Annotated in this window: 16 protein-coding genes and 1 riboswitch; of the genes, 12 read left to right on the forward strand and 4 right to left on the reverse strand. The window is 48.9% G+C overall.

Annotated elements, in window-relative coordinates; all coding sequences use genetic code 11:
* Positions 1 to 169: 169 nt before the first annotated feature.
* Together BZG13_RS03455 and BZG13_RS03460 are read left to right on the forward strand one after the other, a co-directional pair.
* Complete coding sequence (locus tag BZG13_RS03455; protein WP_077485051.1) at positions 170 to 1,042, forward strand: DMT family transporter; 873 nt, start codon at positions 170 to 172, stop codon at positions 1,040 to 1,042.
* Positions 1,043 to 1,202: 160 nt separating this feature from the next.
* Positions 1,203 to 1,832: a GNAT family N-acetyltransferase gene (locus tag BZG13_RS03460; RefSeq protein WP_077485053.1), complete on the forward strand. Its 630-nt coding sequence runs from the start codon at positions 1,203 to 1,205 to the stop codon at positions 1,830 to 1,832.
* On the opposite strand, the gene BZG13_RS03465 is transcribed toward BZG13_RS03460, so the two are convergent.
* Positions 1,800 to 4,058 (reverse strand): bifunctional diguanylate cyclase/phosphodiesterase, encoded by a 2,259-nt coding sequence (locus tag BZG13_RS03465; protein WP_158074861.1) that lies wholly within the window; start codon positions 4,056 to 4,058, stop codon positions 1,800 to 1,802. The two genes, BZG13_RS03460 and BZG13_RS03465, sit on opposite strands and share 33 nt — an antisense overlap.
* A gap of 457 nt (positions 4,059 to 4,515) precedes the next feature.
* Between BZG13_RS03465 and BZG13_RS03470 the strand changes: the two genes are divergently transcribed.
* The 5 genes from BZG13_RS03470 (at position 4,516) to thiD (ending at position 10,387) form a co-directional block, all read left to right on the forward strand.
* Positions 4,516 to 5,298, forward strand: coding sequence for an HAD-IA family hydrolase (locus BZG13_RS03470; RefSeq protein ID WP_077485058.1), 783 nt, complete (start codon positions 4,516 to 4,518; stop codon positions 5,296 to 5,298).
* Positions 5,299 to 5,316: 18 nt separating this feature from the next.
* A complete protein-coding gene (locus BZG13_RS03475) occupies positions 5,317 to 5,580 on the forward strand; it encodes a DUF3081 domain-containing protein (RefSeq protein WP_077457036.1) in 264 nt (87 codons plus the stop codon).
* 76 nt (positions 5,581 to 5,656) lie between these two features.
* Positions 5,657 to 7,528 (forward strand): sensor histidine kinase, encoded by a 1,872-nt coding sequence (locus BZG13_RS03480; protein WP_158074862.1) that lies wholly within the window; start codon positions 5,657 to 5,659, stop codon positions 7,526 to 7,528.
* Positions 7,525 to 9,318 (forward strand): putative bifunctional diguanylate cyclase/phosphodiesterase, encoded by a 1,794-nt coding sequence (locus BZG13_RS03485; RefSeq protein WP_077457040.1) that lies wholly within the window; start codon positions 7,525 to 7,527, stop codon positions 9,316 to 9,318. The genes BZG13_RS03480 and BZG13_RS03485 overlap by 4 nt, the downstream gene beginning before the upstream one ends.
* A 54-nt stretch (positions 9,319 to 9,372) precedes the next feature.
* Positions 9,373 to 9,473, forward strand: a riboswitch (TPP riboswitch).
* 62 nt (positions 9,474 to 9,535) lie between these two features.
* A complete protein-coding gene (thiD, locus tag BZG13_RS03490; protein WP_077485063.1) occupies positions 9,536 to 10,387 on the forward strand; it encodes a bifunctional hydroxymethylpyrimidine kinase/phosphomethylpyrimidine kinase in 852 nt (283 codons plus the stop codon).
* Positions 10,388 to 10,501: 114 nt separating this feature from the next.
* Here thiD and BZG13_RS03495 read toward each other — a convergent pair whose 3' ends face one another.
* Positions 10,502 to 11,527, reverse strand: a complete 1,026-nt coding sequence (locus tag BZG13_RS03495) for a potassium channel family protein (protein WP_077485065.1) — start codon at positions 11,525 to 11,527, stop codon at positions 10,502 to 10,504.
* A 166-nt stretch (positions 11,528 to 11,693) separates the two neighbouring features.
* On the opposite strand from BZG13_RS03495, the gene BZG13_RS15565 reads away from it, so the two are divergent.
* Together BZG13_RS15565 and BZG13_RS03505 are read left to right on the forward strand one after the other, a co-directional pair.
* Entirely contained in the window at positions 11,694 to 12,794 is a 1,101-nt protein-coding gene (locus BZG13_RS15565) for a methyl-accepting chemotaxis protein (RefSeq protein WP_077485067.1), read from the forward strand.
* Positions 12,795 to 12,874: 80 nt separating this feature from the next.
* Positions 12,875 to 13,777 (forward strand): homocysteine S-methyltransferase family protein, encoded by a 903-nt coding sequence (locus BZG13_RS03505; RefSeq protein WP_077485069.1) that lies wholly within the window; start codon positions 12,875 to 12,877, stop codon positions 13,775 to 13,777.
* Between the two features lie 146 nt (positions 13,778 to 13,923).
* On the opposite strand, the gene BZG13_RS03510 is transcribed toward BZG13_RS03505, so the two are convergent.
* Positions 13,924 to 14,628, reverse strand: a complete 705-nt coding sequence (locus BZG13_RS03510; protein WP_077485071.1) for a GntR family transcriptional regulator — start codon at positions 14,626 to 14,628, stop codon at positions 13,924 to 13,926.
* Between the two features lie 266 nt (positions 14,629 to 14,894).
* Here BZG13_RS03510 and BZG13_RS03515 point away from each other — a divergent pair, with 266 nt between their 5' ends.
* Positions 14,895 to 16,535, forward strand: coding sequence for an alpha-glucoside-specific PTS transporter subunit IIBC (locus tag BZG13_RS03515; protein WP_077485073.1), 1,641 nt, complete (start codon positions 14,895 to 14,897; stop codon positions 16,533 to 16,535).
* A gap of 70 nt (positions 16,536 to 16,605) precedes the next feature.
* Entirely contained in the window at positions 16,606 to 17,946 is a 1,341-nt protein-coding gene (locus BZG13_RS03520) for a 6-phospho-alpha-glucosidase (protein WP_206744307.1), read from the forward strand.
* Positions 17,947 to 18,030: 84 nt separating this feature from the next.
* Here the strand turns inward: BZG13_RS03520 and BZG13_RS03525 are convergent, their stop codons facing one another.
* Positions 18,031 to 18,891, reverse strand: coding sequence for a helix-turn-helix transcriptional regulator (locus BZG13_RS03525; RefSeq protein WP_077485075.1), 861 nt, complete (start codon positions 18,889 to 18,891; stop codon positions 18,031 to 18,033).
* Between the two features lie 142 nt (positions 18,892 to 19,033).
* Between BZG13_RS03525 and BZG13_RS03530 the strand changes: the two genes are divergently transcribed.
* On the forward strand, positions 19,034 to 22,516 hold the full coding sequence (locus BZG13_RS03530) for a hypothetical protein (protein WP_077485077.1): 3,483 nt from the start codon (positions 19,034 to 19,036) through the stop codon (positions 22,514 to 22,516).

Below are 22,516 nucleotides of genomic sequence, written 5' to 3' on the forward strand. Positions count from 1 at the left end.
AATCACTTGCCGAGCGGGCTTTGCCCGCTTTTTTCTCCTTGCCTTCCTCATCCGCTAAGCGAGTATCCATCTGTTGGGCACCGTTGGTAATTCGTTTGGATTTTATTTGCCACTTTACAGTGTAAACTACCTGCTTTATCCATCCTTTGTGTGAGTTTGTGAGGCAGTCATGCCATTTTTATTGCCGTTGGCCGCGGTGCTCATCTGGGCGATTAATACGATTGTAAACAAGATGTCGGTGACTGTGATTGCACCTGGTGCGATGGCGTTCTATCGGTGGTTTTTTGCCATGTTAGTGTTAACGCCCTTTTGTCTGCCCACTGTATGGCGACAACGACGTGCGGTGCGTTGCTATGCACCACGTCTTGCCATTCTAGCGCTGTTAGGCATGGTCACTAACCAATCCGTTGCCTATTTTGCTGCGCAAACCACGACGGCAACCAATATGGCGCTGATTATGTCGTTGGTACCAATGTTAAGTTTATTGATCAGTGTGCCCACCCTCGGGCAACCGTTAACGACGCGGGCAGGGATCGGGGCCATGTTATCCTTCGGTGGATTGGTCTATATGTTGACGCTGGGCAAACCGCTTTCTCTTTTTCACGCTGGTGCGTCGGTGGGGGATGGGCTGATGCTGGTATGTGCGTCCTCATATGCACTGTATTGCGTGCTTCTTAAGCGATGGACGATGGCACTGTCAAACTGGGTCTCAGTGTATGTACAAGCCTTGTTTGCGGTGATCATATTGCTGCCGGTCTTGTGGATGGCGCCTAGTCCTACGATCCCCGCGGACGCTTACCCATTGGTGGGATTTGCCGCCTTGGGCGCTTCGGTGATTGCTCCAGCGGTTTGGCTACACGCTATCGCGCTCAATGGGGCGAGTCGAACGGCGATGTACATGAACCTTCTCCCCGTGATGACAGCGGCTATCGCCGTTGTTGTGCTAGGGGAAACACTCACTCAGTACCACTTGTTGGGCGGTGGATTGGTGATGCTGGGTGTGGCCATCTCACAGCAATCAAGACGCCGGTCTTGCGCGTAACCGTCTACACTCAATAAAAGTGGGTTGTTTGACGGAGGTCGCCAATGTGGTGGTTAATTGAGTTAAATTGGGTACCTTTGTGGGTCACACCGACAAACGGTCGCTGTGACGGGGCAGGGTCGTCACCGATTATCTGGTAAAGAGAGAACAGTAACCCGACATGGACGTGGATGTAACTAACCGCTTAGTCGTTACCTTGAGAGCCGCACGGCGAAACGAAGCCCGTTATTTTTGGCGCAATATTTATTACTCTCGTGCCTGGAAACAGTATGATGCGCCTTACACACCCATTGAACCGGTGTCGTTTTGGTCGTTTCGTTTTGGTCTTTTTCGCCGGTTCATCGTGGGTGACACGGCCCAGGTGATTTGTGTGGATAACGAGCCAGTCGGTTATGTCACCCTTTACTGGGAAGACAAACGCACGCGTTGGTTAGAAGTGGGGATCACCATTTTCGATCCCACAGACTGGGGCAAAGGTATCGGCCGACGTGCACTGACGCAGTGGATTGACCAATTGTTTATTCGTCACCAAGTAAACCGAATCGGCTTAACGACCTGGTCAGGTAATCCAGGGATGATGCGCTGTGCCAAAGCGCTAGGAATGTCTGAGGAGGGGCGCTTACGCGCCGTCCGTTACTATCAAGGTGAGTATTATGACTCACTCCGCTACGGCGTGTTGCGCGACGAGTGGTTGCAGCAAGCGGCGCCATTATGTCGAATGGATACTTCATCCGCCGAAGCCATGACAACCGTCGCCTCAACCATGCACCAAGACCATTCGCTGGTGTGATTTCGGCAGCAACCAATCTTCCAGTGCTGTCCGCGCAATCGGGCGAGAGAGCACATATCCTTGCAAGTAGTCACATTGGTGTTGGCGCAGCCAGCCTAGCTGCTGTTTGGTCTCGATGCCTTCTGCTACGACGGTTAAATCGACGGCATGTGCCATGGCAATCATTCCTCGACAAAGGGGCGCCGCTTTGCCGTTGGGCTGATCGATATCCATGATAAAACTGCGATCCATCTTAATCACGCTAAACGGATATTGGCGCAGTAAAGAGAGGGATGAATACCCGGTGCCAAAGTCATCGAGGTACAGTTTTATTCCCAGCGCGTGAAGCTGATGTAAGTTCTTCCCCACCGTTTCTGAATGCTCAAGTAGGGCTGTTTCTGTCATTTCTAACCCCAGACACTGGGGCGCAAACTGGTGCCTGGCGATCAGTGAGGCGACGTCATCGGCAAAAGTGGCTGACTGACACTGCTTGGCCGACACATTCACCGTGATAGATGGACATTGGTTAGTGGGAAATCGGATATGCCAGCTATCAAGCACATTAGCGACTTGCTCGAGCACCCAGTCGCCAAGCTCAATGATATAACCGGTTTCTTCTGCGATTGGGATGAACTCTGCCGGTGAGATCGCCCCCAGCGTCGGGTGTTGCCACCGGAGCAGCGCTTCTGCATGGCTGAGTGTTTCATGTTCACCATCAAAAATAGGTTGAAACATCAGGTGAAACTGCTGCTGTGCCAACCCTTTCTTTAAGTCTTGTTCAACAATAAAGCGTTGCTGGACTTTGGCAAGCATGGCCGGTTGGAAAATGGCCAGGCGATCACGGGTTTGCTTGGCGTGATACATGGCAATATCCGCCTGCTGAATGATATCCGTCACCGAGGCATTGGCCTTGTTCACCGAGGCAATGCCAATGCTGGCGGACAAGTTAATCATATGCTCGTCCACCTTGTAAGGTGCGCTGAGCGCCTGGAGCAGGTGCTTGGCTTTGGTTTGTGCCAATGCCAGTGAGCTGTCGGCTTTAAGCAAAATGATGAACTCGTCGCCACCAAAGCGAAACACGCGCTCGCCACTGACCGATTGTGTCAAACGTTTAGCAACCTGTTTTAGAAGCTTGTCTCCCGTCACATGACCGAGAGAGTCGTTAACCACTTTAAACCGATCGAGATCGATAAACAGCAAGGTAAAGTGCTCGCTGTACTGGGCGCTCACTTGCTGGAGTGCTCCCTCCAAGGCATTATCGAGCGCCGCACGGTTTGCCAGCCCCGTTAGAGTGTCGTGATGTGCTTGATGGGTAAGCTGGCGGGTCTGCTTGTTGACTAAGTGTTGTGCCAATGACAGTCGGTTAGCGTAAGACCAAAAACTGGCCAGAACCGATAAGCCGAGTGACAATACCAATAGCCCGACTAGCACTCCGTAGAGTAGCCCTGTGTGCAAGCCGCGCAGATGGGTGAATCTCACTACCAGCCCTTCTTCGCTGCCGGCAATCGGAATAGTGATGTCGGGCGAGTGAGTATTTCGCCATGTTTGCAATGCTTGCGTTGAGTGCGTGGCAAACATTTGCTGGTGGCCAAAGGCTTCACGGGCGATTAGCCCCATATCGGGCGCGGGAGTGTCATCTTGCCAGATCGTGGGTAGAAAGGTATCAAAATAAAGTGTGGTGGCGAGAAAACCGGCTAATTGGCCGTCTCGTGCGGTAATGGCTGCAAACCAACGCACCCCATGTCCTTGCTCGTCGTGAATCAGTCTTGCCACCGGTTGGCGCTTAAAATAAGCCCGTTCCATGGTGACGGTATTCTCGCATTGCGCATCCGCGCGCCAACCTGAATACCCCTCTGCCGCAGCTTTGGGGGACAAGTAAAGCGCGGGAAAGGTATCACCCCGCATCACCCACTGGCAGGCATGGTTATTGAGCGGTGGAAAGGGATGATAATGCCCGTGTTGCGCGGCAAATTGTTTTAACTCAGCGCGATTGACTCGAGGTAGCCACATAACGCTATCAAGCCCAGAGCGCTTTTGGGTATGGTTATCGATAAAGGCATGGAATTTATCACGTGTCAGGCCGCCTTCTTGTTGCAGATACAACTGTGCCGATAATTGAAGCTCATAGAGTTGGGAAAAGGCTTTACTGAGAGTGTGACGTTGCTTTTCCACGTCGGTCGAAAATCGGCTTTGCTGACGCTGGTTTTCCAAGGTATAGACAGACCAACCGGCGATCAGCGCAATCATTACAACCGCCAGGTAACGCCATAGAGGCTGTGAAGAAAAATACCGCATATAAAGAATACATCGAATCTCACTATCGAGAGAGACAGGGTAGAGCGGTTCGATGACAATCTATGCCTATTTGCTTTTCATTTTTATGACAGGTCGTGACTTCGCCTGCCCTGGCGCGTCAGAAAAATGACGGATTTTTTATACAGGGTTAAGGTCGGTATCGATGAGTGCAAAGATATATAAATGTGAAAATGATCACGTTATGTTTAGGGGCTTGATTCGCCTCTGAAGTTTGTGGGCAAGTGGTGAGTTATGCAATTTTGTTCCGGTGATTCGATACATTGTGCCTGCTGTTTTGGTAGGATGCTTTCTGGTTCTCTGCTAACTTTCAATGAGTCGATGGAGAGACAACCTGATCCACCGTTCCCTTTCCTTCCTGGCGATAACACATTGATTGTGGAGGCGTTCCATGAAAAAACTGGAGAATATCTCTGCGATATGCTTTGACTTAGACGGCACGATCGCAGACCCTTTTGATGATCTATACGACGCTGTCCTCGGCATGTTGAGAGGGTTTGATTTGCCGGAGGAAGAGCCCAGTGCGATTCGAGACTGGATTGGTGATGGCGCGGATTTATTGATCCATCGGGTGCTTACGCGACACATTGATGGGCGGGTTTCTACCACCGTACTGAACCAAGCCCGCGCGTTGTTCCTGTCCTCATACCTAGGCAAAAAACCGCCAAAAACTCGACTCTATCCAGGGGTGCTTGCTTGTCTTGAAGGTCTCTCTCAACGTCAGTTCCCGATGATATGTACCACGGACATGCAAACGGCGCATGCCAATAGCCTACTCAAAGCACTTGGGGTCAGCCACTTTTTTACCCGTATCTTAGGAACCGATGCAATCGCAGCCGGAAAGCCGGATCCCGATAGCATTTTTGAATCGGCGGCGATTTTAGCAGTGCCACCATCAGAATTGCTGGTGGTTGGTGATGCCGTGAATGATGTTCATGCGGCAAGAGCGGCGGGCTCGCCTGTCGTGTGTGTCGATTACGGCTATAATTACGGTACAGCAATCCAAAAAACGGGGCCAGATACCACCCTTGATACATTGGCCGCCTTGCCCAATATTATTTCTAAGCCAAGCCGGATTGAGGTGTCAGGGCATGTGTTGACCACACCACCGGTATTGGCCGGCCCACTTTATGGTCGTGGATCACGGCCGGGAGGTGGGGCACAGTTTCGCTAACACTGCCAGGAGGGAAGCGTGAAAAACGAACTCAATCCTACCCATCTACTGCGCGCGTTTGAGATAGTGACAGAGTATGGTGAGAAAATAGAAGATGGGCACCGCCTAGATGGCATTGACGCTTTCTCAGATTATGACGGCTATACCATTTATTTAGCAGGAAATGGGGTACAGTTACGTGTGGGGTTTCACAATACCTATGATCTTGACTATGAGCACGAAAACCTAAAAGAGCAGTTCCTGAAAAAGGTCGATGCGCTAGTCAAAAACTATAAAAGATAGCGACGGATAGGCAATGCATGCCGGACCGTCAAACGCCCCACAATGGGGCGTTTTTTATAGGTCAAAGGCAGGGAGCATGGACAGCGAACCAATCACCACAAACCGAACACGCGGGACCCAAGCCCATTATCAAGCGTTAGTCGACAGCGCGGCAGCCGCGATCTTGGTGATTGATGAACGCGGCATTATTTTAGATGCGAACCCGTTCACCCACCGATTATTGGGTTATCACCCGCAACAGCTAATCGGAAAGAATGTTGATTGTTTAATGCCGCCGGAGCACCAAGGGAAGCATGACCATTATTTACGGCAATATATAACAACAGGCCAGGCAAACATTATCGGTACCGGCCGGCGGGTTGAGGCACGGCATCAAGCGGGGCATGTGGTACCGATTCATCTTGCGGTCAGTGAAGTGTGGGTTGAAGACCGGCGAGAGTTTATTGGCATTATGTCTGATATGCGCGCGCTGACTCAGGCTCAGACGCGTAATAAACACGAACGCAATCAACTCAAAACCATTATTAATGCGATCGCCAATCCTGTTTTTGTCCGAGAGCTGGGCGGACACTATTCGCTTGCAAATTATGCCTGCCTGCAAGCATTAAATGTCGAGCATGTTGAACAGCTTGCTGAGGCAATTCATGGTGCCTTGCCTGAGGGAATGCGCGAAACCCTCAATGCGCTTGATCACCAACTGACGCTCGATGGTGAACCCGTTCATGTCGATGTGACATTAAGAGATGGTCGGACTTTTAAGCTCGCTAAAACGCTTATTCGCCACGTAGAGGGAGAGCCTTACGCCATTGTGACTGTTGGGTATGATGCCACACCATTACTGCAAGCGAAGCACGAGGCAGAACGCGCCAATCAAGCCAAAAGTGATTTTCTCTCTGCCATGAGTCATGAGCTGCGCACGCCTTTAAACAGTGTGCTCGGTTATGCGCAACTACTACAACGATCCTCTTCTCCTCGCTTGACGGAGACGCAACGGCAATATGTCGATCAAATTCACCAAAGTGGTCGCCACTTACTCACCTTAATTAATGATGTGCTGGATCTTGCCAAACTTGAGGCAGGAAAAACGGTGGTCAATGTCACTTGGTATCCGGTTCGCGCCCTTGTCAGTGATGCCGTTCGAACACTACTCCCGCTCGCAAAGCAGCAGCACGTTGAGTTAGATGATTGCCTACCCGCGGATCTGAGTGGCGACCTATATGTGGATCCAACCCGTTTCAAACAAGTGTTGATCAATTTACTCAGCAACGCGATTAAATATAACCATCCTCAGGGGCGAGTATGGGTTGAAGCCAGTCAACCATCGTCAACCTTGACGATCTCTGTATCAGATACCGGGATCGGCATCGCTGAAAATCGGTTAAACCATCTTTTTGAGCCATTTAACCGCTTGGCCGCCGAACAATCACAGATTGAAGGGGCAGGTGTGGGGTTAGCGGTGAGCCACCAATTGGTTGTGCAAATGCAAGGCGAGATGTCAGTAAAAAGCCAGCCAGGCAAGGGCAGTTGTTTTTCAGTGACTTTCCCTTACCGGGCGTCGACGCGACCTGACGATCAAGGTTGTACGTGTCTCCGCGTGAGCCAGCCGCATCGCGTGCTCTATATTGATAATAACAGTGCCCGCCAGCGCCTGATGACCGATTGCTTTGAAGATTGGCCAATGTTGACACTCTATCATGCGCATGAGCTGTCACTGGCTGAGGCTGTTGCGCTCGCGTCTCCGCCATCGTTAGTCATTATAGCGGCTGATAGCGTTGCGGCAACGTCCGAACAAATACAAGCACAATTTGGCGACAAACCACTCATTGTTCTGACTGACAACCCATGCGACGAACCACATAACAAACCGACATTACAACGTTTATCGTTGCCGCTCTCGTCAGCGGACTTGGCTGAGGCCATACAATTATTATTAGAGGAGAGGCTATGATAAAGGATCCGTCACAAGCACATATACTGATCATTGATGATCGACCGGAAAACATTCACTTACTGTCTACCATGCTCAAGCAAGCCGGTTATCAACAGCTGAATGGGCTCACCGATCCTCGCCTTGTCACCGATGCTCTCTCCCCCGTTCCCGACCTGATTTTACTCGATATGCGGATGCCGCAGCGCTCTGGCTTACTGGTGCTGGATGATCTTAATGACGCTTTAGATGAGCATTGCCCGCCCGTGATGGTACTCACCGCAGATAATGACCTGAATTTGCGTAACCAAGCGTTATGCCGTGGCGCGATTGATTACATCAGCAAACCCTTTGATCACGATGAGGTGTTGCAACGGATTCAAAACCTTTTGCATCTGCAATTGAAAACCCGTAAAGAGCGCGATCAAGCGGCACGGCTGCAAATGCTGGTTAACAAACAAACGGCGGCTTTACGCGCGCTGTCTTTGACCCATCCGTTAACCGGGCTACCAAATCGTCGCGCATTATTAGATGCCGCTGAGCGCCAGCTGAGCAAAGGGCCGGTGACTGTGATGATGATTGCCTTAGATGGCATGGAAGCGGTGACCAAACACCAAGGCCATTTAATGACAGAGGCACTATACAAACAAGTGGCCAATCTGCTAGCCAATAGTACAGTGGCGCGCCCACATCGCATTGGCGTTTGGGATAGCACACGACTGGTGATGCTGATTGAAGAACACGATAACCATGCCGTAGAAAAAGCCGCGCGCATCAATCGGTTGATCAGCGGACACCACACGCTCGATGGGCGTTTAATGTTTTTACGTTGCCACATTGGTATCAGCCGCACGGAGCATGAGACACAAGATGTGGCGCAACTGTTTCGTCAAGCCATTTTAGCGATTCCGACGGATGACCAACTTATCGGCGAATATCAGCCTGAGCTTGATAGCCAAGCTCAGCGCGCGCATTTGATTCGCACCGAATTAGGGCCAGCACTGCAAAGCGGACAATTATCACTGGTGTATCAACCCAAATGGCGATTAGACGGCGGTTTGATGATAGGCGCGGAAGCGCTGTTGCGTTGGCAGCATCCGACCCTTGGGGCCATCAGTCCGGCGGAATTTATCCCCATCGCCGAACGCAGCGCAGATATGATCCAACTGGGCGACCACGTACTGGTGATGGCCTTAGCCGCGGTTGAATGTTGGCGAAAAAATAAACTGATCAACGATAGCTTCCACCTGTCAGTCAATGTTTCTGCCCAGCAGTTTCGCCCCGGCTTTGCTGACAGCGTCTTAGCTCGGTGCCAGGCAGTTGATGTCCCTTTGCATCTGATTCAATTAGAGGTCACAGAATCAGCACTGATCCAGCACATGTCGGTGGCACTGAAAGAGCTACAACAATTGCGAGATGCAGGCATGCATATTGCCCTCGATGACTTTGGCACCGGCTATAGCTCACTCAGTTACCTTAAACAGTTACCGGTCGATTGGGTCAAACTTGATCGCAGCTTTATCCACGACTTGGCTACCAACGCCAGTGATAAGCACTTGGTGGGTAGCGTGATTGATTTAGCCCATGGTTTTGGTCATGGTGTGGTCGCCGAGGGCGTCGAAAAAGAGGACCAGCAGTATGTGCTACAAACCATTGGCTGCGACCAAGTACAGGGCTTTTTATACGCACGGCCGCTAATTCAAGAAGGATTTGAACAACTGCTTAAAACCGCCAACCAAGGCAACGCGACCATTAATAGCAACGCGACGATCAATAGCAACGCAACCAGCAATAATAATGAGATGGCCTAAACGCGCAATTAGCACCCTCAACCTTGCGCTTTATCACTAAGGTTTATATTCTGATCGTGTTAGTCGGGGAGCAAGCAATTGCTGAGACTGTGAAAGCAGGACCCGTAGAACCTGATCCAGTTAGCACTGGCGGAGGGAACTGACGTGCTCAGCACACAAGGTCGCGCCATCGTGCGTGGTTTTGTCTCCTTCCGCCCCTGATGATTAAGGGGCCAATATGAACCTATCTCCACCTGTAATTCTTACCATCGCCGGCTCAGACAGCGGTGGCGGTGCCGGCATTCAAGCCGATATTAAAGCGATTTCAGCTACCGGCGGTTATGCGTGCTCGGTGATCACCGCATTAACCGCGCAAAACACCTGTGGCGTTGAGGCCGTCTCGGCGGTTGATCCTGGTTTTGTCCGCGCCCAATTGGATGCGGTGTTGTACGATATGCCAGTACGTGCCGTGAAAATCGGCATGCTCGCCAACCAAGCGATTATTCGCGAAGTAGCCGCTGTGCTCGCGCGCTCCCCGCACTTACCAGTCGTGCTCGATCCGGTCATGATCGCCACCAGCGGCGATCCGTTATTAGATGATGACGCCATGGATGCACTGATCAATACATTGATCCCGCGCGCGACCATTTTAACCCCCAACTTGCCAGAAGCCGCACGTTTAACTGGGTGTCCTGTTCCGACAACCACCGAGGAGATGTACGCCTTAGTGCCGGCACTGCGCAAGCTCGGATGTCCGTACGTGATGCTCAAAGGTGGCCATTTACATCACGCCACTGAAAGTGTGGATGTATGGATTAGCCGAGATACGTGCCAAACCTTGAGCGCCCGTCGGGTTGAGACTGCAAATACGCACGGCACAGGCTGTTCACTGTCCGCGGCGATTGCCTCTTTTTATGCGCAGGGACTGACACCTATCGAGGCCGGGCGAGCGGCTAAGCGTTATCTCACCGACGCGTTAGCGCATAGCCAGCAGTTAAAGGTGGGAAGAGGCGCGGGGCCTGTACATCATTTTTACGCTTACCCAGTCGAAGCGCGTCATCACTATGTACAAGAAGCCTCGGTTGAATAGGTCGGTTTTTCACCAATAGGGCATCTAAAGCGAGTCCGCCGCTTCTAAGGTGAAGCGGCGGACTGCTCGGGAAAGGCTAACAGCAGGTGTCGCGTGTGATGAATGGTACCCGAATCACGCCGCTGACCAATGCGGTAAACGCTCGGCTGCAATATAGAATACGCGATCGCCAGGGGCGACGTCTGTTGCAAGGTTGGGGTTAAGGGTAATGCCTTCACCTTTATCGAGACCAATTAATGTCGCATCGTATTCGTGCTTTAATTGTTTGAACAGGGTGCCCACATCCGTGGCACTCGCATTGGTAGGATAGCGTGCGCAATACTGCGTCATCCCCTGTGCCGTGCTTAACAGCTCGTGATGTAATTGGCTGGAACCCGGATCAACAGCGGCTTTCGCCAGCATTTCCACGGAAACAGACGGTACACACTCGGCGTGTGGATAGTGTTGTTTGAGTATTTGGCTGAGTGCATCATCTTGAAAGTAGGCGAGCAGATGCGCTGAGGGGTTTTTATGCGCGCAGAACAGGGCCGCTGACAGGGTAATATCGTCTTCGGGGTTATCGATAATAATGCTCGCGGCACTATCAATACCCGCACGGGCAATGCCCTCGGCGTCGGTAAAGCTGGTGACGCGCACAAATTCCACCTCGCCAGGGAGCGGGTTTTCCATTTCGGGACGCACACAAAGCACAATAGGACGATCGCCATGCACACCGCTTTGTAGTAGGCGAATAAGCTGGATAGTGCGTTGACCATTCCACCCTAACACCAGAATATGATTTTTCACTGTAAGACTCCGTTTTCCTTGTAATCCACGTCGCCAATAATCGACCAACGCACTGGTTACATGGCCAATTACAACGGCAAATAACCCCAGCCCGCCGGGAATAATCCAAAAGGCGGTAATCCACTGTCCTGCTTCTGTCGCTGGCGAATAGTCGCCATAGCCAACGGTGGACGCGGTGACCATTAAGTAATAAATATAGCGACCGAGTGACTGGGTCATCTCGGTTTCGCCCGCCCAGTACAAAAGCAGCCAGCCGATGATGCCGTAAGCAAGGACCACCAAGCCCAAAATACGCCCATTTAAATGGGCGAAGTGACTGATAATCCAACGTTTAAAAAGCAACCAAAAGGTCATAATGTTTCGCTCATTCGCCGCAGAGACGTCAGTATGGCGGGATTTTTTATCGGTTTACAGTGTAAATCAAATGATTGGCGTAAAATGGATCACATTTCGCTCCGTTTATCATACAAAACCAATATTAAGCGTTAAAATATTATAAAAAGCTTAATTAGGAGTCAGCGTGTTTATATCCCGTCGTCAACTTGAACAAGAACAGCAAAAACAAGTCGCTCAACAGCAAAAAATTGAACAGATTAATCATACCATCGACGCGCTGAATGCAGAGAAAGCTGAATTGCAGGAAGAGCTAGACACCGCAGAGAAAAAACGCCAAACCGGCAAAGCGATCGACGCCAACTTATGCCACTTTGGTGATTCGATTAACGCCACCCAATCCTCTCTGGCCACCTTGGCGGACACCATTAACGGTGAAAAAGAGCGTGTGACCGAAGTGAGCCACCAAGCGGCATCATGTGCCGAGCAAGTCAATGACCTTGCGCGCCATGTGCAGTCGTTATCTTCGCAATGTCAGCAATCGTCGGAAGCGATTCGCTCGCTCGATCAACATGCCCAAGAGGTGAGTGGCATTGTCAATTTGATTCGTGATGTCGCCGATCAAACCAACCTGCTGGCGTTAAACGCAGCCATTGAAGCGGCACGCGCCGGCGAGCAGGGCCGAGGGTTTGCGGTGGTCGCTGATGAAGTACGCAACCTTGCCGAGCGCACGTCCACCGCCACGCAAGATATTACCCAGCTGGTGGAAAAAATTCGTGCGGGCAGCAGCCATGCGTGCACGCTCACCGATACCCTTGCCACTGAAGCCATTCAATACAGCGAACAAGGCCAACAGGTTGCCGATGCCATGGCCACCCAAAGTGAGCAAGCACAGCACAGCCGCACCACCATTAAAGCCTCTGCACTGCGCGCCTTTTGTGAACTGGCAAAACTTGATCACATCAGCTTTAAATTTGCGATATACCGCGTGGTATTAGGCGAAGACAGCATGATGGCGGACGATGTCACCGATCACACCCAATGCCGACTCGGCCAGTGGTATAACCATGGTGAAGGGCAGCAATATTTTGGGCAGTTGCAAACGTTTAAAGCCATTTCCGGGCCTCACGAGCAAGTGCACACCCACGCCAAGGCTGCGGTGGCAGCGTTTCATGCTCAACAACCCGAGCAAATGGTCACCGCATTAAAAGAGATGGAAAACGCCAGCATGACGGTCATCGATAAGCTTGAACATCTCGCAATAGAAGGCAGTGAAGAGGTGGCATAACAACGGGGTGTTAAATCGACGAGCGCATGGTAATCTCAAGTCAAACTAAGGAAAGATGGCCGAAGGAGGCTGAAGTAACCATGACGTCGATTGCATTACTCGATGGCGGCCTAGGACAGGAAATTTATCAACGTGGTCCGGATGTGAGCTCGAAGCTTTGGTCGGTCGCGGTGATGTTAAAACATGCCAACATTGTCAAAGACGTGCATAAAGATTTTATTCGCGCCGGCGCAAAAACGCATACCCTGAATACCTACCCAGCGACGCCCACGCGCCTCGCCAAAGCCGGCCTGAGCGATAAAATAGACACCATTTATCAAAAAGCCTTCGAAGCGCTGCAGCAAGCGGTGGATGAGACAGGCGCCGATGTCGATATTGCCGGCTGTTTGCCGCCGCTGGTGGGCAGCTATCTCGGCCAGCCGCAGCGCAGCTTTGACGATATGAAAGCCGAGTTTTCTCATGTCGCCCGCCTACAGCCTCATGTGGATGTGTTTTTAATCGAAACCATGACCAACACCCTAGAAGCGCGTGCAGCGTGCGCTGCCGCCCGTGAGCAAGGCAAACCGTTTGGGGTGGCGTTTCGGCTAGAGCCTAATGGCGCACTCCGCTCTGGCGAGTCGCTAGAACAAGCCATGCACGCGGTCACTGACTACGCGCCGACAGCAGTGATGCTCAATTGCTGCGACCCAGAAGTGCTTACTACGGCGATGCCAAAAATGACGACCCAGGCCGACATTGTCGGTGGCTATGCCAATGCGTTTAAATCGGTAGAAGACATGGCCAAAGGCAGCAAAGCCGATGCCCTGCAAGCGCGGGAAGATCTCTCACCCTTAGTCCACACCGAACGCGTACAACAATGGATTGCCGACGGCGCCTTCGTCGTCGGCGGCTGCTGCGAAATCACCCCCGCCCATATCCAACACCTCGCACAAACCCTTGAGCAGTCCCACGAGATCATCAAGTTTTCGGAACTGGGGCGTTAGGGGCATGAGTCGAAGCAATTAGAACAGCTCATCCGTGAAAGCGAATCCGCAAACAGTTTACGCGCATAAAAGTGTCATCATTTACATTTTTATGCGCATTAAGATAAGACTTATCCTCTACTATTGGCCAAAAAGAGCTAAACTAACTACTCACCCCGTTTAAGGTAATGCTTGTAAGACATAGTGCCAGGTAGTGATACCAGCTTTGTGTATTCAAAGACACGGCCGTCTTTTAGCAAACCGATGGACAGTACTTGAAGTAATGGCGTTGATGGATCGATATCGAGGATCCGACACATTGACTCGCTCGGAAGGATGGCTTCGAAATCTTGAGACGCGCCGTCGATATCAAGACCTAGTTCCTCTTCCAGGTAGCGATATTTTGAGCCTTCTAAAGACATCACATTCATTCGTGGATAGAGTGAGGCAGGCATGTAAGACTCTTCGTATACGGATGGCTTTCCGTTTAATAGCTTGAATCTTCGAATAAAATAGACTTTTTCGGTTTTCTCGACCTTTAAAAGCCGCACCAGCTCTTCGTCTGGATCAATGAGAGAGAACTCATCAATCTTGTATTCAAGCGTCGTGTTGGTACTTGAGAAGTACTCATTGGTGCTTTTCAGTGTCAGCAACGAGCCAACGACCGTTTTACCGATGATGCTTGTGCCAGCGCCTTGACGCTTTGCAACTAAGCCTAGTTCAACCAACTCATCGATAGCATTACGTATAGTCACTCGGCTAACGCCATAATGTTCGCTGAGTGCTTTTTCTGTGGGGAGGGTATCACCAACCTCGAACTCGTCTGAATTGATGCGTGAGCGTAAATCTTGCATCACTTTTTTATACAGCATCTTTCACCTCTCTAGTACACCTGCCAGATAATACAAAAAAAAGACAAATTAAGCGACCCTCCGACCCTAAAACACTGGCTTGTCTGTTTATCAAGCAACGAGATCAATGTTTAGTACGTTTTTTGCCCTGTTTTTAGCTTTTTTGTATTTATTTGTATCTTATCACGATTTTCTTATATTTTATTTGTATTGTTTTTGGGGCGAGTATAGGTTGTAGTTGTCAGAAGACAACAAAGCCTAAAAAAACATTACCAAGGAAGCTGCTTATGTTAAGTGCAATACAACGATTAGGCGGAGCAATGTTCACCCCTGTACTGCTATTCCCGTTTGTTGGGATACTGATTGGGTTAAGTATTGTTCTGAAAAACCCAGTGTTTGTCGGCGATCTTGCAGATAAAGAGGGCCTTTATTACCAAATACTAAAAGTCATCGAAGAAGGAGGATGGACCATCTTCCGTAACATGGCGCTGCTTTTTGCTATCGGTTTACCCATAGGTCTTGCCAAAACAGCACATGCTCGAGCAGTGATGGTTGTGCTTGTGTCCTACCTGACGTTTAACTACTTCGTTAATGCAATGGGAGGCTTTTGGGGCGAGTTTTTTGGTGTTGATTTCTCACAGGCTATCGGCGGCACATCAGGACTTACAGAAGTGGCTGGTATCAAAACGCTCGATACCGGGATTTTTGGCGCCATCATTATCTCGTCTCTGATCACCTGGATCCACAATCGCACGTTTGAAAAAACATTGCCGGCCTATTTAGGTATCTTTCAAGGTGCGTCTTTTGTCGCCATGTTGTCATTCTTCGCGATGATCCCAGCAGCTTGGCTCACTCTTTATATTTGGCCTTCCATTCAGCAGGGCATCCTTAGTCTGCAAACATTCATGTTGGAGTCAGGGTCGTTTGGCGTATGGTTATACACCTTTCTCGAACGCATTTTAATCCCAACTGGTCTGCATCACTTCATCTATACGCCGTTTGTCTTCGGTAACATCGCGACACCAAATGGCATCACCGCTGATTGGTTTATGAATCTCGAGAGTTTCACTCAATCGTCAACTGCGATGAAAGATCTCTTTCCCGCGGGAGGCTTTGCCTTACACGGCAACTCGAAAGTCTTTGGTTGTGTTGGGATTGCGATGGCGATGTATGCCACTGCCAAAACCGAGAATCGTAAAAAGGTTGCTGCGCTTCTCATTCCCGCGACGCTCACGGCGATGCTGGTGGGTATCACTGAACCACTCGAATTTACGTTCCTTTTCATTGCACCTTGGCTGTTCGCCATTCATGCGCTCCTTGCTGGCACCATGGCGATGATGATGTATAGCTTCGGCGTGGTTGGAAACATGGGAGGAGGGTTAATCGAGTTTGTTACAGGGAACTGGATACCGCTACTTGGCAATCACACCAGTATGGTCGTGACCCAAATTCTGATTGGTCTGGCATTCACGCTTATCTACTTCGTCACCTTTAAGTTCTTGATTGAGAAATTTGATGTGCAAATTGCGGGGCGAGGCGATGCCGATCTCAAACTTCACACTAAAGATGACTTCAATAAAAAACACGGAATTACTGGCAAAGGTGGTCATGCGGTCAGCCCACTGCAAGTACAAGCGGCTGAAACCTTGGATGGTCTAGGTGGAACAGAAAACATTGTTGAGCTGAGTAACTGTGCAACACGTTTACGCGTAACGGTTGCCGACCCAAGTAAGGTTGCCTCTCCCGAGTTCTTTATGAATACCGGTGCGGTCAATGTGGTGACGAATGGCCAAGCTGTACAGGTCATTATTGGTCTCAACGTTCCCCAGCTTCGGGAGGAATGCGAAAAAATCGTCGCTGTGTACCGAGGTGAAAAACAAGCAAAAAGGGAAGAGGACGCAGAGGTTGCGCCAAACCCAGCCATTTAAAAATATATCTATCAAATACTTATAAACAAGCTATTTATTGGCAAATGATTCAAGCCAAATAAGAGAGGAAATGATGAAAAAAGAATTCTCAGTTGTTATCGCAGGCGGCGGCTCAACCTTCACCCCGGGTATTGTCATGATGCTACTGGAAAACCAAGATCGTTTTCCGATCCGTAAACTGAAATTCTACGACAACTTTGCATCTCGGCAGGAAACCGTGGCTGAAGCATGCAAGATCTTACTACAAGAGCGAGCGCCTCAAATCGAGTTCTCTTATACCACCGACCCAGAAGAAGCCTTTACGGATGTTGATTTTTGCATGGCGCATATTCGCGCTGGTCTTTACGCCATGCGAGAGCAAGATGAAAAAATCCCGCTTCGTCATGGCTGTGTGGGCCAAGAAACGTGTGGCCCAGGTGGTATGGCTTACGGTTTACGCTCCATTCCTGCTGTGATTGAGCTTATCGACTACATGGAAAAGTACTCACCAAATGCATGGATGCTGAACTACTCCAACCCGGCAGCAATTGTTGCTGAGGCTTGTCGAGTGCTACGGCCGGATTCAAAAGTGCTCAATATCTGTGACATGCCGATTGGGATAGAGACCCGTATCGCTGAAATCTTGGGGTATGAAGACCGTAAACAGTTTGATGTGATGTACTACGGCCTGAACCACTTTGGATGGTGGAAAGAGTTTAAAGATGCCAAAACCGGCGAAGATCTCATGCCTCGGATTAAAGCGTATGTGAAAGAACATGGTTACTTGCCACCTAGCGCGATGAACGGTGCTCAGCATACCGACGAATCATGGAAGGATACGTTTATCAAAGTGCGTGACGTGTATGCGCTGGACCCAGAAACGATCCCAAACACATACCTTAAATACTATCTGTATCCTGATTATGTTGTGGAGCACTCCGATAAGGTTTATACCCGTGCCAATGAAGTGATGGATGGACGCGAGAAAGACGTGTTCACCGAATGCCATCGCATTATCGCAGCAGGGACAGCAAAGGACACCACCATTGAGGTTGAGGAACACGCATCGTATATCGTTGACTTAGCGACCGCGATTGCCTTTAACACCAAGGAAAGAATGCTACTTATCGTCCCTAACAACGGAGCTATTAGTAACTTTGATCCAACAGCGATGGTTGAAATCCCTTGTATTGTCGATAATACAGGCGCAAAACCAATGCAAATCGGTGAAATCCCTGAATTCCAAAAAGGCATGATGAATCAACAGGTATCAGTTGAAAAGCTTGTTGTTCAAGCTCACGTTGAGGGCTCTTATCAACGACTATGGCAAGCATTTACCTTGTCAGCCACAATTCCAAGCGCTTCAAAAGCCAAAGACATTTTGGACGAAATGCTAGAAGTGAACAAAGAGTATTGGGTAGAACTCGGTTGATAAATACGTTCTAGGCTAGTTAGAGCTAACCAAGGGAGCCAATCATTCGGCTCCCTTTTTCGTTCTAAGCACCACGGCTGGTTATTAATAAGCCAGATACGGCATCAATTCATCCATATTGTCCACCACAATCTGCTGCCCTTGGGGATTGTATTTTTGCATGTGTATATCGATGTTATATGCAATTAAAAGGTAGTGAACGAGAGAGGCATTAGTGGGGATTCTCAGGGTACCGTTGACCATGCCGTAATCTTTTTCTATCACCGCTTTTTGCTTATCGCTAAGACGCGTGTCCGGGGTCAGTTCGATAACTGCGTTCGTATTCCAAAGCGTATCCTCTTGTTTGCCGTGGGCAGCATTATCATTGATGTCTGGGATGCCATGGATGCGACTCAATACAAAATCACGATAGTCTCTTGCATACTCACAATAGGCGCGAACATGCCAGCGTAACGGGGTACAAACCAGCGTATGAGGCGAAATAATCCTTTCGACGAATTCACCATCTTTTAAAGATGTGTAGCAAATATCGACACGTTTTTTATCCCGAATGGCTTGAACGAGAGGCCGCAATACTTCAGGAGCAATATTACGTGTTACTGGACGGATCATGGCTGTATGTTCAAACCCCATGTCAAGGTCACCAAATGTTACGGTGATATCTTCACGGCGGGAAAGGATGTGAAGATACTCGTCGGCATGACCGGAAGTCAACTTGGGAGTAAAGCTCTCATTGGGTTTATAACCCTTTAAATGCTTATCGTAAACAAGGTTACCCGGTGCGATATCGGCTAGATAGGAATTAATATCTTTGGACGCTTGTTGTCGCCCGATACCAAAACTTTGTATCAAGTGATTGGTGGTTAACCTTCCCTCCCAGAGTGCAACGATCTCAATCATCCGGTATCGCAAGAGTAAATCCCACCGGATCGGCCATTTCTTCATTACTTAACTCCTGTCTAGTTACTCGACATGTTTATGTATTCAGTATTTACCTGTCTTTACTGACGACATAGTATTTTTTGGACATTTTTTCGTCAACTGAGCAGGCTGCTGGCAGGGTTGAAATAATATCGGAGCTAAGATAATGAGTGCATTGTTTGAAACTTACCTCGAAATGGCAGGACCCGAAACCTGTCAGTCAAAAGACGGCTTTTTGGCAATCATCGATGCCCAGACCGGCTTAGGGAAGACCTATCAAGCCACCGAGCTTCAGCTAGCGCACCTTATTGCGGATTCGAAGCTAACACTCATTTATGCGACCAACTTAAGAGTTAACGTGAAAGAAGCGTATGACGCGTTACTTGAGCGCGTTGACGATAAGGCGGCATTAAGTGATAAACAAAAACTAGAACTGAAACGCAACATCATTTGGATCCCATCTCAAGATACCGCGATTGCCGGGTTATCAGAGCAGGATTGGGCAACGATATTCGAGCAGCTCGACGTACAACAACGAAAAGCGATCAAAACGATACGCGATAAAGTCACTCTATTAGAACAGGCAAAAAACAGCAGTAACACGTCGATATTTGATGAGGACCTGCGAGCTCAACACAGCAAAATCTTCTCTATGCTCAAGACATATTTGCAAGGTAAAGCGTGCAAAGATGTCGAATTGAATGATGTTCTTGATCGAATATTCCCGGCACGAAGGATTGACCGGGAAAAAACACAGGTACTCTTTTTAACCACATCTAAGTTGCTCTACCCTTGGCATAGCCTTAATAAAAGCTACAGAGTTAGCGATTTTCTTGATAACTCACTATTGATCCTGGATGAGTTTGACCGCCAGCAAAGTGAATTTCTAAACCACCTAATCAATACCGTCACTGATTATGACATTATCGACTTAACCCGAAAAATTTACGCGAGTTTTGACAGCTTCAAAATTCACGGCTCGCCAGAATTTAGGTATGTCGATCAGTGTTTTAATCGTTTCCGGAATGCACTCGCTGATCATAAAGATAAATGGCATATCAACTACCGACCGTTCATTACCACTGCAACGATTCAAAAGGGAAGCGAAAACCAAAACCGAGTATTCACACTCCTTTCCGACCGGATGTCTATTCATACCATTAACTTTGAGCACGAAGCGTTAAAGTCCCAAATTAATCATGAGTTAGGCAGTCATGAGATTGGTTCGGAAGGTAGTGAAAGCGCAATACAATTCGTTAACAATAGTGCCCGGCTTGTTCGGAGCTTTTGCAATGGCATGCTCAGTGCCATTCTTCAGCTGAAAAAGAACTTGTCGAAATTAGAAGACTCAAGAACTTACACCACAGAAAATCTGGTGGAGAAAATCCTCAACCACCTTGGGCTGGTGGATCTGACGCCAAATATTATGTCGTTAATTGCGGCCAGGTTAAGCTTTAAAGTGCAAAATGAGCACCGCGCATATAGCTTTCACGACAGCGGCTACGAAATTGCTAATATTGCCAAATACAGCGACACCGACAATACCGCCAAGGCGTCTACATTTGATTTGGCATTAACATCGACAGGCTTACTCGCTCATTGGGTGCTAGCTGGGGCAAAAGTCCTCGGTGTTAGTGCAACGGCTACCAGCCGCACGGCAATTCATAATTTTGATCTCGACTATCTCAGTGAAGTGCTTTCTGACCGTTTGGTACGTCTCAATTCCGCCCAGAAAGCGGCGATACAAGCAGAGTACTATGCAAAACGTAGATATACAGAAAACCAGATTCTGATTAGTGTTAAGGGCATTTCCGAGCGTGTGGATTGGGGCGGTGTAGAATCGCTTTATCAAGAATTCAAAGGAACAAAGCTGCATCCAACACTACTTGAGAATGAACTGTGTAAGCTTTTAAGCACGGACACTCACGGCTTACCGTACTCTATTAAGAGAGCCAATAAGCTAGTCGACTCAATCCGTCAATTCTCTCTGCATCCAAGCAACCGATACCATTTTTGTATGATCAACAAAAGCTATAGGAATCATGAGTTCATGGATTTCATGAAGCGGGTGGGTGAAAAGTATAATGTGACTATTTTTGAGAATATTAATGCCGCTTCATTCAGAAATGACCAATTCCAAGCGATCTTAAAACGATTGGAGACCACAACTCAAAAAGTCGTCGTGATCACTAACTACCAGGCGACGGGGGCGGGATTATCGCCCTCATACACGATGAGAGATGATCATACATTAACTTACGTAGGCCCTGAAGGCATTAAGCCATTCCAGCATAAAACAGATATTGACTCTATTTATCTTGAGCAACCGACGACCTTGATTGGTCGTTTAATTAGCGACGACTTGGCGGTGGATGAGCGCGATTTAGCCATCAAAAAGAGTATTCACGATACCCTTATGCTTCATGAAAAGGGCATTATGGTCGCCAACGAAGCTAAATCGAAGCTCAAATCTCTCATTGCTGCGCGCGTGAATAATTCCGCCGTTAGATCTCTGATCTCAAGTTATAAAAAGAGCGAAGATTATCGATATGCTGTTTATCGTTTTATCGAACAAGCGCTGGGCCGTATGTGTCGTACCGAGTGGAAGCAAAATCAAATCACCATTATGTATGACGCAGTTGCTGATTTTGTGGAAACCCTGGCAAAAGACAATCGCAATCTCTCTTTCCTTTCTCACGAATACCAAGCATTGGTGACGGAGATTAAGCTGCACTATCAAGCCAAAGAGCACGAAAAGCAGCAAATGTCCTATCACCCCCGGGCCTCAAGAAACTATGCCCATATACAAAGGCTTGTGACCAGCGTTTATGAACACCAGAATGAAAATTCGATTGGCCAGTACGAAAGGTTGCGTCAATGGATGCTGACAAAACCGACTCTGCCATCTTCGCCGATGGGAGAGGAAGTTCGTTACTACATCGATGTTCAGAGCTCAGTAGGTCAGTATCAATATCAAATTGATTATTCTGAAGAGAAAGGCATCACTGAAATTTTTATTAATCCAGCGGATGAATCTGGGTTACGCGAAGTATCGGAGGCGGCAGCTCGGCTTCCTTTGCTGATGAAGAACTCATTGGTGTCGGCGCATTTCGACGCCAATGGTTTTGCCACCACCTTTGGTAAGGCTCAGTTTGTATTAGCGCCAGCCATGTTTGATCTCTACATGGGAGCACTTGGCGAAGAAGCGGTAAGTGCGATCCTGATGGCATTTGGTTATCCATTGCATGCCATGCCAAGTGGATGCGTAGAGTGGTTCGATGGCTACATAGCACTCGGCAACCGAATTTTGTTGGTTGATGTTAAGCATTGGGACTTAGAGCTGGGATGTTTGGTTCACGACAACACTTTAGATAAATGCCAGGTCAAGCTGCAGCAAATTAGGAAAAATCCACCCGACGAGTTTGTAAATAAGCACCTGCAAGCCTTGTATATCAATACTATATGGAGTGGTGCAGGCGGGATCAATTCGCGCCAATACGAGAGTGAGGATAAACTATTCGTTGAGCATGTTACTCCAAATATCGCGGATGTGATTGAAATTCCTGGAATCATTGACCGAGAGTCGGGTACGAACAATGTCCCTCCCATGAATCAACTACTCGAATTATTAAACCAGTTTGCGGAGTGA

Source organism: Salinivibrio sp. ML323, assembly GCF_001995745.1.
In the GTDB taxonomy this organism is placed as follows: Bacteria; Pseudomonadota; Gammaproteobacteria; order Enterobacterales; family Vibrionaceae; genus Salinivibrio; species Salinivibrio kushneri.

What these genes read in the sequence shown, in the direction of transcription:
- BZG13_RS03480 (WP_158074862.1), top strand. Translation starts at nt 5,657, where the DNA reads ATGGACAGCGAACCAATCACCACAAACCGAACACGCGGGACCCAAGCC.
- BZG13_RS03520 (WP_206744307.1), top strand. Translation starts at nt 16,606, where the DNA reads ATGATGAAAAAAGAATTCTCAGTTGTTATCGCAGGCGGCGGCTCAACC.
- BZG13_RS03495 (WP_077485065.1), bottom strand. Translation starts at nt 11,527, where the DNA reads ATGACCTTTTGGTTGCTTTTTAAACGTTGGATTATCAGTCACTTCGCC.
- BZG13_RS03505 (WP_077485069.1), top strand. Translation starts at nt 12,875, where the DNA reads ATGACGTCGATTGCATTACTCGATGGCGGCCTAGGACAGGAAATTTAT.
- BZG13_RS03525 (WP_077485075.1), bottom strand. Translation starts at nt 18,891, where the DNA reads ATGAAGAAATGGCCGATCCGGTGGGATTTACTCTTGCGATACCGGATG.
- BZG13_RS03485 (WP_077457040.1), top strand. Translation starts at nt 7,525, where the DNA reads ATGATAAAGGATCCGTCACAAGCACATATACTGATCATTGATGATCGA.
- BZG13_RS03470 (WP_077485058.1), top strand. Translation starts at nt 4,516, where the DNA reads ATGAAAAAACTGGAGAATATCTCTGCGATATGCTTTGACTTAGACGGC.
- BZG13_RS03455 (WP_077485051.1), top strand. Translation starts at nt 170, where the DNA reads ATGCCATTTTTATTGCCGTTGGCCGCGGTGCTCATCTGGGCGATTAAT.
- BZG13_RS03530 (WP_077485077.1), top strand. Translation starts at nt 19,034, where the DNA reads ATGAGTGCATTGTTTGAAACTTACCTCGAAATGGCAGGACCCGAAACC.
- BZG13_RS03510 (WP_077485071.1), bottom strand. Translation starts at nt 14,628, where the DNA reads ATGCTGTATAAAAAAGTGATGCAAGATTTACGCTCACGCATCAATTCA.
- BZG13_RS03515 (WP_077485073.1), top strand. Translation starts at nt 14,895, where the DNA reads ATGTTAAGTGCAATACAACGATTAGGCGGAGCAATGTTCACCCCTGTA.
- thiD (WP_077485063.1), top strand. Translation starts at nt 9,536, where the DNA reads ATGAACCTATCTCCACCTGTAATTCTTACCATCGCCGGCTCAGACAGC.
- BZG13_RS03460 (WP_077485053.1), top strand. Translation starts at nt 1,203, where the DNA reads ATGGACGTGGATGTAACTAACCGCTTAGTCGTTACCTTGAGAGCCGCA.
- BZG13_RS03465 (WP_158074861.1), bottom strand. Translation starts at nt 4,058, where the DNA reads ATGATTGCGCTGATCGCCGGTTGGTCTGTCTATACCTTGGAAAACCAG.